Annotated in this window: 9 protein-coding genes; 5 read left to right on the forward strand and 4 right to left on the reverse strand. The window is 63.5% G+C overall.

Annotation, left to right across the window (positions count from 1 at the left end; genetic code table 11):
• Nucleotides 1-71 precede the first annotated feature (71 nt).
• From VGN68_RS13775 to VGN68_RS13790, 4 genes are read right to left on the reverse strand one after another with little or no spacing between them, the layout of a single operon-like run.
• Nucleotides 72-1,670 (reverse strand): carboxyl transferase domain-containing protein, encoded by a 1,599-nt coding sequence (locus tag VGN68_RS13775; RefSeq protein WP_327477447.1) that lies wholly within the window; start codon nt 1,668-1,670, stop codon nt 72-74.
• Entirely contained in the window at nt 1,667-1,960 is a 294-nt protein-coding gene (locus tag VGN68_RS13780) for a hypothetical protein (protein ID WP_327477448.1), read from the reverse strand. The genes VGN68_RS13775 and VGN68_RS13780 overlap by 4 nt, the downstream gene beginning before the upstream one ends.
• Entirely contained in the window at nt 1,957-2,307 is a 351-nt protein-coding gene (locus VGN68_RS13785; protein WP_327477449.1) for a hypothetical protein, read from the reverse strand. The genes VGN68_RS13780 and VGN68_RS13785 overlap by 4 nt, the downstream gene beginning before the upstream one ends.
• Complete coding sequence (locus VGN68_RS13790; protein WP_327477450.1) at nt 2,304-3,473, reverse strand: isovaleryl-CoA dehydrogenase; 1,170 nt, start codon at nt 3,471-3,473, stop codon at nt 2,304-2,306. Before VGN68_RS13790 ends, VGN68_RS13785 begins: the two co-directional genes overlap by 4 nt.
• Before the next feature lie 101 nt (nt 3,474-3,574).
• On the opposite strand from VGN68_RS13790, the gene VGN68_RS13795 reads away from it, so the two are divergent.
• The 5 genes from VGN68_RS13795 (at nt 3,575) to VGN68_RS13815 (ending at nt 9,403) form a co-directional block, all read left to right on the forward strand.
• Nucleotides 3,575-4,477 carry a LysR family transcriptional regulator gene (locus tag VGN68_RS13795; protein ID WP_327477451.1) on the forward strand — a complete coding sequence of 301 codons (903 nt, stop codon included), beginning with the start codon at nt 3,575-3,577 and terminating at the stop codon, nt 4,475-4,477.
• Between the two features lie 82 nt (nt 4,478-4,559).
• On the forward strand, nt 4,560-5,465 hold the full coding sequence (gene cysD / locus VGN68_RS13800; protein ID WP_327477452.1) for a sulfate adenylyltransferase subunit CysD: 906 nt from the start codon (nt 4,560-4,562) through the stop codon (nt 5,463-5,465).
• Nucleotides 5,465-7,369, forward strand: a complete 1,905-nt coding sequence (gene cysN, locus VGN68_RS13805; RefSeq protein WP_327477453.1) for a sulfate adenylyltransferase subunit CysN — start codon at nt 5,465-5,467, stop codon at nt 7,367-7,369. Before cysD ends, cysN begins: the two co-directional genes overlap by 1 nt.
• Nucleotide 7,370: 1 nt before the next feature.
• Nucleotides 7,371-8,102 carry a 3'(2'),5'-bisphosphate nucleotidase CysQ gene (locus VGN68_RS13810; RefSeq protein ID WP_327477455.1) on the forward strand — a complete coding sequence of 244 codons (732 nt, stop codon included), beginning with the start codon at nt 7,371-7,373 and terminating at the stop codon, nt 8,100-8,102.
• Between the two features lie 170 nt (nt 8,103-8,272).
• Nucleotides 8,273-9,403, forward strand: a complete 1,131-nt coding sequence (locus tag VGN68_RS13815) for a zinc-binding dehydrogenase (protein ID WP_327477454.1) — start codon at nt 8,273-8,275, stop codon at nt 9,401-9,403.
• The last annotated feature ends 331 nt before the right edge of the window (nt 9,404-9,734 follow it).

The raw sequence follows: 9,734 nt of genomic DNA on the forward strand, positions 1-9,734 counted from the left end.
CCCCTCCACCATCCTGCGGATGGTCCCCCTCCCCGTGCCGGGGAGGATCGCTTCCTCGCCGCTCATCGCCATCACATTCTGAACACGCCGAAGCCCCGGTCCTCGACCGGCGCGTTCAGCGTTGCAGCAAAAGCCAACCCCAGCACGTCGCGCGTCTGCGCGGGGTCGATGATGCCGTCGTCCCACAGCCGTGCGGTTGCGTGGTACGGGTTGCCTTCATCCTCATATTTCTGGCGGATCGGCGCCTTGAAGGCCTCGGCCTCATCGGGCGTCCATTTGTCGGCGTCGCGGTGGACGGTCGCGAGCACGCTCGCCGCCTGTTCGCCGCCCATCACGCTGATCCGCGCATTTGGCCAGGTAAACAGGAAGCGGGGTGAGTAGGCGCGGCCGCACATGCCGTAATTGCCCGCGCCGAAACTGCCGCCGATCAGCACGGTGACCTTCGGCACCGTCGCCGTGGCGACTGCGGTCACCAGCTTCGCGCCATGCTTGGCGATCCCCTCGGCCTCATACTTGCCGCCGACCATGAAGCCGCTGATGTTCTGGAGGAAGAGCAGGGGGATGCGGCGTTGCTGCGCCAGTTCGATGAAATGCGCGCCCTTGACCGCGCTTTCGCTGAACAGCACGCCATTGTTGGCGAGGATCGCGACAGGGATGCCCCAGATATGCGCGAAGCCGCACACCAGCGTGCTGCCGTAATTGGCCTTGAATTCATGAAACTCGCTGGCGTCGACGATGCGCGCGATGGCTTCGTGGACGTCATAGGGCGCGCGGACGTCGTCGGGGACGACGCCGTAGAGCTGCTCGGGATCATATTTCGGCGGCCGCGGGTCTTTCAGCGCGATGTCGAACCCGGTGTCGGTGCCAAGATGGCTGACAATGTCGCGCACGATCGTCAGCGCATGTTCGTCATTCTCAGCCAGATGATCGACGACGCCCGACTTGCGCGCATGCAGGTCGCCGCCGCCCAGATCCTCGGCGCTGATTTCTTCGCCCGTTGCAGCCTTCACCAGCGGCGGTCCGGCTAGGAAGATCGTGCCCTGATTGCGGACAATCACCGTCTCATCGCTCATCGCGGGGACATAAGCGCCGCCCGCGGTGCAGCTGCCCATCACGCACGCAATCTGCGGGATGCGGCGTGCCGACATATTGGCCTGGTTGAAAAAGATGCGGCCGAAATGGTCGCGGTCGGGGAACACCTGGTCCTGATGCGGCAGGTTGGCGCCGCCGCTATCGACCAGGTAGATGCACGGCAGGCGGTTTTCGAGCGCGATCTCCTGCGCGCGCAGATGCTTTTTCACGGTCAGCGGGTAATAGGTGCCGCCCTTCACCGTCGCGTCGTTGCACACGATCATGCACTGGCGTCCCGACACACGCCCGATGCCGCAGATCAGCCCCGCGCCCGGCACTTCGCCGTCGTACAGGTCATTCGCTGCGAGCTGGCCGATCTCAAGGAAAGGTGAACCCGGATCGAGCAACCGCTCGACGCGTTCGCGCGGCAGCAATTTGCCGCGGCTGGTGTGCCGCTCGCGCGATTTCTCATTGCCGCCCAGCGCCGCTTCGGCGACGCGCGCCCACAGCTCATCCTTCAGCGCGCGATTATGCGCGGCGCGGGTGCGAAACTCGTCGCTGTCGGGATCGACATTGGTACCAAGAACCGGTGCGCTCACTGTAAAGTCTCTCCCCGCTTTTCGTCCGGATCGCCCGGTTTATCTTTCAGGATCAGGTAACGATAGACACCGATCGCGTTGATGATCAGCAGCGCGATATTCTGCCAACCGATGCCCTCGCTGTCGGGTTGCAAAAAGCCCCATGCGATCAGCGCGATGCTGCTGGTAACAAAAATGACAAAAGCCCAGCCGGTGCGGCGGCGGCCAAGGTTGAGCGACACGATCAACGCCGCCAGCGTCGATGCCCCGGCGCCGTAGTACTGGAGGGCGGTAAGCAGCGTGTCATTCATGCCGTCGCGCCCAAGATCGCGAAGACGCCCGACGCGGTCAGGATCGGCCAGCCGATGTGACGCCCGCGCGTATAGACGGCGTCGAACAACCCCACCGCGGTCCATACCCCGCCAACCAGCAGGATCAGACCGCGCGGCGTGCCGGGCCAGATAACGGTCGCAGCCGACAACAACATCAGCACCGACATCGCATGCCAGGCAAAGCGAAACACTTTGCGCGCCAGATCGACCGCCATGATCCCCTGATCGAGCGCGAGGAGCGGCTGGATCAATCGTTTCTCGCCCAGCGCGCCATGCACCAAGGCCGTCGTCGCCATGAAGGCCGCCGACAGCCAGAGCCAGATCATGCGCCGGCGCCGATCAGTTCGCGGCCGATCAGCATCCGGCGGATCTCGTTGGTCCCGGCGCCGATGTCGAGCAGCTTGGCGTCGCGCCAGTAACGCTCGACCGGCCAGTCCTTGGTATAGCCTGCGCCGCCGAGCGCCTGGATCGCTGCGCCCGCGACCTTCACCGCGCTTTCGCTGGCCAGCAAAATGCAACCCGCGGCGTCGAAGCGCGTCGTCTGGCCTGCATCGCACGCCTTGGCGACGTTATAGACATAGGATCGCGCCGACTGGAGCGCGACATACATGTCGGCGACCTTCGCCTGCATCAGCTGGAATGACCCGATCGGTTTGCCGAACTGTTTGCGGTCGCGAACATAGGGGATGACGGTGTCGAGGCACGCCTGCATGATGCCGAGCTGGAGCCCGGCGAGAACGACGCGCTCATAATCGAGCCCCGACATCAACACGCCGACGCCGCCATTTTCCGGCCCCATGACCTGCTCTTCGGACACTTCGCAATCGTTGAACACCAGTTCCGCCGTCGGCGAGCCGCGCATCCCGACCTTGTCGATTTTCTGCCCGATCGAAAACCCCGGCATATCCTTTTCGATCAGGAAGGCGGTGATGCCGCGCGAGCCCGCTTCGGGGCTGGTCTTGGCATAAACGACCAGCGTGTCGGCGCAGGTCGCGTTGGTAATCCAGAATTTGGTGCCATTGAGGACATAGCCGCCCTGTACCCGGTCGGCTTTCAGCTTCATCGACACGACGTCGCTGCCCGCGCCCGCTTCGGACATCGCGAGGCTGCCGACATGTTCGCCGCTGATCAGCTTGGGCAGATATTTTGCTTTCTGGTCGGCATTGCCCCAACGGCGGATCTGGTTGACGCAAAGGTTCGAATGCGCGCCGTAGGACAGCCCGATCGCGCCGCTCGCGCGGCTCACTTCTTCGACGGCGATCACATGCTCAAGATAACCGAGGCCGAGCCCGCCAAACTCTTCCTCGACCGTGATGCCGTGAAGGCCCAGATCGCCCATCTGCGTCCATAGTTCGTCGCGCGGGAACCAGTCCTCCGCGTCGGCTTTTGCGGCGAGCGGCGCGATCTGTTCGTCGGCGAAGCGGGCGGTGGTGTCGCGGATCATGTCGGCGGTTTCGCCGAGCGCGAAATCGAAGTCGGGGGTTGCGCGCATGGATGGGCCTATCGATCGAGGGCGGGACTGGCCGCGATAATGCGCCAAAAACTGGGCATATGGAAATTGAAACGATAGGGGATTTAGCATAAGCAAAATCTATGATTAAGCGCGCCCATGTCCGCCAGTTTCTCGCCGTCGTCGATGCGGGCAGTTTTACGCAAGCCGCGGCTCGGATCCGGGTGACGCAGCCAGCGTTGTCGAGCGGGATCGCCGAGCTGGAAAAACTGGTCGGCACAGCGCTGTTCATCCGCAACCGTCGCCAGATCCGGCTGACCGAGGCGGGCGGGCGGTTCCTGCCGATCGCACGCGATGTGGAGCGCGGGTTTCGCGCCGCCGACGATTTCGGGCGCGAGGACGACCGGCAGGCGACCGAACTCAAGCTTGGCGTGATCCGATCGGTTTCAGGGGAGTTTTTGCAGGCGATCGTTACGGCGTTGCGGCCTAGCTTTGCCATCGAACTGATCGAGAACAGCGAATCCGAACTCCGCGCAGCGCTCGGCAGCGGGCGCATCAACATGGCCCTGCTCCCGCTGCGACCCGGCGAGCGCGGCGACCATGTCGTGCCGCTTTACGAAGAGCCGTTGGCAATGTTCATCGCCGCCGATCATCCGCTCGCGGGACGGATCGAGGTTGGCCCCGAGGAGCTTGCCGCAGAGACGATGATCGCGCGCCGCTCTTGCGAATTTCTCGACGCCACCAGTCGCTTCTTCACCCGGCACGGCGTGCGCCCGCGCTTTGCCCTGCGCAGCGAGAGCGACGAACGGTGTCTGCGCATGGTCGCCGCCGGGATCGGCATCACCACCGCGCCAGTGTCGCTGGCGATTGAGGGGATCGTTCCGCTCAAGGTTGCGGGCTATGATTTCCGGCGCGAGCTGGGTTTGATTGTCGATCCGGCGTGGGCGGCATTGCCCGATGTCGATCCGCGGTTAGCCCATGCCCGCGACACGGTGACCGCCATCGCCGCCGAATGGCGCCGGACCCGGGTGGGCGTCGCCGCATGACCCCGCGCCTTGCAAGTCTGGCTTGCATGGGCAAAAGGCCATACAGCTTGATCGTCCGGAGGCGCGAGGGCAAGGGCGGGGCATGACCGATACGCTGACCCATCTCGACCGGCTTGAGGCCGAGAGCATTCATATCATGCGCGAAGTGATGGCCGACGCGGTCAAGCCGGTGATGCTGTATAGCGTCGGCAAGGACAGCGCGGTGATGCTGCATCTGGCGCGCAAGGCCTTCTATCCCTCGCCGCCGCCGTTCCCGCTGCTCCACGTCGACACCACGTGGAAGTTTCGGGCAATGTACGAACTACGCGATCGGATGGCCGCGGAAAGCGGCATGGAGCTGATCGTCTATCAGAATCCGGAGGCGAAGGAGCGCGGGATCAACCCCTTCGACCATGGCCCGCTGCACACTGACATGTGGAAGACCGAGGGGTTGAAGCAGGCGCTCGATCTGCATGGCTTCGATGTCGCTTTCGGCGGCGCGCGGCGTGACGAGGAAAAGAGCCGGGCCAAGGAACGCATCTTTTCGTTCCGTACCGGCACCCACGGCTGGGATCCGAAGAAGCAGCGCCCCGAGCTGTGGAACCTCTACAATGCCAAAAAGGCCAAGGGCGAAAGCATCCGCGTGTTCCCGATCTCGAACTGGACCGAGCTCGACATCTGGCAATATATTGCGCGCGAAAATATTCCGATCGTGCCGCTCTATTTCGCCGCGCCGCGGCCGACGGTGGAGCGCGACGGCTTGCTGCTGATGGTCGATGACGATCGCTTTCCCTTGCTTCCCGGCGAGACGCCCGTCGAGCGTTCGGTGCGTTTTCGCACCCTCGGTTGCTATCCGTTGACGGGCGCGGTCGAGAGCGAGGCCAAGACATTGTCCGAGGTCATTCAGGAAATGCTGCTGACGACTACCAGCGAACGGCAGGGCCGCATCATCGACAAGGATGGCGGCGATGCGTCGATGGAGAAGAAGAAGCAGGAGGGGTATTTCTGATGACCACCGACCCTGTTTACGTCACCGACGCGCTGATCGCCGAGGATATCGACGCCTATCTGGCGCAGCATCAGCAGAAATCGTTGCTGCGTTTCATCACCTGCGGATCGGTCGACGACGGCAAGTCGACGCTGATCGGACGGCTGCTTTACGACAGCAAGATGATCTTCGAAGACCAGCTCGCGGCGCTTGAAGCCGACAGCAAACGCGTCGGAACGCAGGGACAGGAGATCGATTTCGCGCTGCTGGTGGACGGCCTGGCGGCCGAGCGCGAGCAGGGGATCACGATCGACGTCGCCTACCGCTTTTTCACCACCGAGAAGCGCAAGTTCATCGTCGCCGACACCCCGGGGCATGAGCAATATACGCGCAACATGGTCACCGGCGCCTCGACCGCCGACCTTGCCGTCATCCTGATCGACGCGCGCAAGGGTGTGTTGACACAAACGAGGCGACACAGCTTTCTCGCCCATCTGATTGGCATCAAGCATATCGTGCTGGCGGTGAACAAGATGGACCTTGTCGGTTATGACAAGACTGTCTTCGAACGCATTCTGCTGAGCTATCGCTCTTTCGCGAGCGAGATCGGGATCACAAATTTTACCGCGATTCCGATTTCGGGATTCAAAGGCGACAATATTACCGCGCTGTCACACAATATGCCATGGTTCAAGGGACCGGCGCTGATCGAGCATCTGGAGGGTGTCGAGATCGCCGCCGCCGCCGATGAGGCGCAACCGTTCCGCCTGCCGGTACAGTGGGTCAACCGCCCCAATCTCGATTTCCGCGGCTTCTCGGGCCAGATCGCGAGCGGCGCGGTTAAGCCGGGCGACGCGGTGCGCATCCTGCCGAGCGGCAAAACCACGACGGTTGACCGCATTGTGACACTGGACGGCGACCTCGACGAAGCCGTCGCGGGTCAGTCGGTCACCCTGACTTTGGCGGACGAGGTCGACTGCTCACGCGGCGATGTCATCGCCGCTGCCGATGCACCACCCGAGGCCGCCGATCAGTTCGAGGCGACGTTGGTGTGGATGGCCGATGAGGCGATGCTCGTGGGCCGCGCCTATTGGCTCAAGCTCGCGACCCAGACGGTGTCGGCGACGATCCAGCAACCGAAGTACGAGATCAACGTCAATACGCTCGATCACCTAGCGGCCAAGACGCTGGAACTGAACGGCATCGGCGTGGTTGAGCTGTCGACCGACAAGCCGATCGTGTTCGAGGCCTATGCCGACAATCGCACGCTGGGCGGCTTCATCCTGATCGACAAGCTGACCAATGCGACCGTCGCGGCGGGGATGCTGCACTTCAGCCTGCGCCGCGCGCAGAATGTTCATTGGCAGGCGAGTGATGTCGATCGCGACATGCGCGCGAACCTCAAGAACCAGCGCCCTGCGCTGTTGTGGTTCACCGGGCTGTCGGGATCGGGCAAGTCGACGATCGCCAATCTGGTCGAGAAGAAGCTGCACCGGATGAACCGGCACAGCTTTTTGCTCGACGGCGACAATGTCCGCCATGGGCTGAACCGCGATCTGGGCTTTACCGAAGCCGACCGGATCGAAAACATCCGCCGCGTCGGCGAGGTGGCGAAGCTGATGACCGACGCCGGGCTGATCGTCATCACCGCGTTCATCTCGCCGTTCCGCGTCGAGCGCGACATGGTGCGGTCGATGCTGCCCGAGGGCGAGTTTATCGAGATATTTATCGATACGCCGCTGGCCGAAGCAGAGCGCCGCGATGTGAAAGGCCTGTATAAAAAGGCGCGCGCCGGACAGCTCAAAAACTTCACCGGCATCGACAGCCCCTACGAAGCACCTGAGACGCCGGAGATCCGCATCGACACGACCGCGATGTCGCCCGAGCAAGCGGCTGACCTGATCATCGACCGGCTGCTTGGCTGAGATGACCGAAACCGACGAGCAACTGGCCGAACGGCTCGCCACGGCGGCGGGCGCGATCCTGCTGGCGCTGCGGGCGGAAGGGCTGGAGGGCAAGGCGCTGGGGCAGGCGGGCGACGAAGCGGCCAATGCGATGCTGTGCCGCGAATTGCGTGCGGCGCGCCCCGACGATGCGATCCTGTCCGAAGAGGAAAAGGACAGCGCGGCGCGGCTGGCACACAGCCGGGTGTGGATCATCGATCCGCTCGACGGCACGCGCGAATATGGCGAGGGGCGCGACGATTGGGCGGTGCATGTCGCTCTTGCGGTCGATGGCGTTGCGCGTGTTGGCGCGGTCGCGCTGCCGGCGTTGGGAATCACGCTGACATCGGGTGCGCCAATGCCGCTTCAGCCCGCGAACCAGCCACTGAAGATGCTGGTCAGCCGCACCCGCCCCGCGGCCGAGGCTGTTTTTGTGGCCGAACGGATCGGCGCCGAGCTGCTAGCGATGGGATCGGCGGGGGCCAAGGCGATGGCGGTGGTGCGGGGCGAGGCCGACATCTATCTGCACACCGGCGGCCAATATGAATGGGACAATTGCGCGCCCGTCGCGGTGGCGCAGGCGGCGGGGCTGCATGTCAGCCGCGTCGATGGATCGGTTATCCGGTATAACAATGCCGATACCTATCTGCCGGATTTGCTGATTTGCCGACGGGAGTTGGCGGATGAGGTTTTGCGGTTGGCCGCGGAACATTAGCCCACTCTTTGATCGTCATCCCGGCGGAGGCCGGGATCTCACCGTCGATTTCGCTCGCAGCGGCGAGATCCCGGCCTTCGCCGGGATGACGGGAACGGAGAGGTTGCCAGCCGCACCGTCTCCCCCTAATCCGTTGCATCGAGAAACCGAAAAGCGACGGGAGACCCGCAATGACCGACCTGCCTGACACCAACCTCACCATGCTGACCTTGGTAAAGCCCGAGGGCGAGCTGGAGGTGTCGCTCGAACGCCGTCCGATGCCGAAGCCGAAATCGCACGAGGTGCTGGTCAAGATCCTCGCCACGCCGATCAATCCGTCGGACCTGGGCCTGCTGTTTGGCGGTGCCGACATGTCGACCGCACGGGCTTCGACCCGCGACGGCCTGCCGGTGATCACCGCCGATATTCCCCCCGCGGGGATGCGCGCGATGGGCGGGCGGATCGGCGAAGCGCTGGCGATCGGCAACGAAGGCTGCGGTACCGTCGTCGCGGCGGGCGATTCGCCCGAGGCGCAGGCGCTGCTCGGCAAGACCGTCGCGCTGATCGGCGGCGAAATTTATGCTGAATATCGCTGCCTGCCCGCGCAGATGTGCATGCTGCTGCCCGACGGCACCGACCCGAAAGACGGCGCGTCGTGCTTCGTCAATCCGCTGACCAGCCTTGCCTTCACCGAAACGATGAAGGCCGAGGGGCATAGCGCGATCGTCCACACCGCCGCGGCGTCGAACCTGGGCCAGATGCTGGTCAAGATTTGCGCCAAGGACGGCATCCCGCTGGTCAATATCGTGCGCAGCGACGCGCAGGTTGATATACTGAAAGGCATTGGTGCGACGCATATCGTCAACAGCAGCGCCGACGATTTCATCGACCAACTGGTCGCCGCGATCGTCGCAACCGGCGCGACGATCGGTTTCGACGCGATCGGCGGCGGCAAGCTGGCGGGCCAGATTCTCTCCGCGATGGAAGTGGCCGCGGTGAAGCGGATGACGACGTACAGCCGTTATGGGTCTGACACCTTCAAGCAGGTCTATATTTACGGCGCGCTCGACCTGGGGCCGACGATCCTTAACCGCGCGTTCGGCCTGACGTGGTCGCTGTCGGGCTTCCTGCTGACGCCTTTCCTGCAGAAGGCGGGCATGGAAACTAATTTGCGACTGCGGAAACGCGTCGTCGACGAGCTGACGACGACGTTCAAGAGCCATTACAGCCACGAGATTTCGCTCACCGAGGCGCTGTCGCTGGATGTGGCGGCCGCCTATAATGCCAAGCGGACGGGGGAAAAATATCTGATCCGGCCGTAGGGTAGCAGTCTTGGATCTTAGCCCTCCCCATGGCTTCGCCACAGGGAGGATTTAGCCCTCATCGTCATCCCGGACTTGATCCGGGATCCATAGATGCGCTGTCGGCGTGGATCCCGGACCAAGTCCGGGATGACGAAAATAGGAAATGGCGGCTAACGACCAGTTGCGGACATAGCCGATCCTCCCCCAGCGGGGGAGGGGGACCACCCGAAGGGTGGTGGAGGGGCACAGGCGGTTTACGTGGCGCCGGACAAAAAGCACTGCTTCAACGGCGACCGTTCGGCGGTGCACTATCGCACCGGCCAGGCAAACCGATGGTGCCCCTCCACCA

Origin of the sequence: Sphingopyxis sp. (assembly GCF_035998965.1) — a bacterium.
In the GTDB taxonomy this organism is placed as follows: Bacteria; Pseudomonadota; Alphaproteobacteria; order Sphingomonadales; family Sphingomonadaceae; genus Sphingopyxis.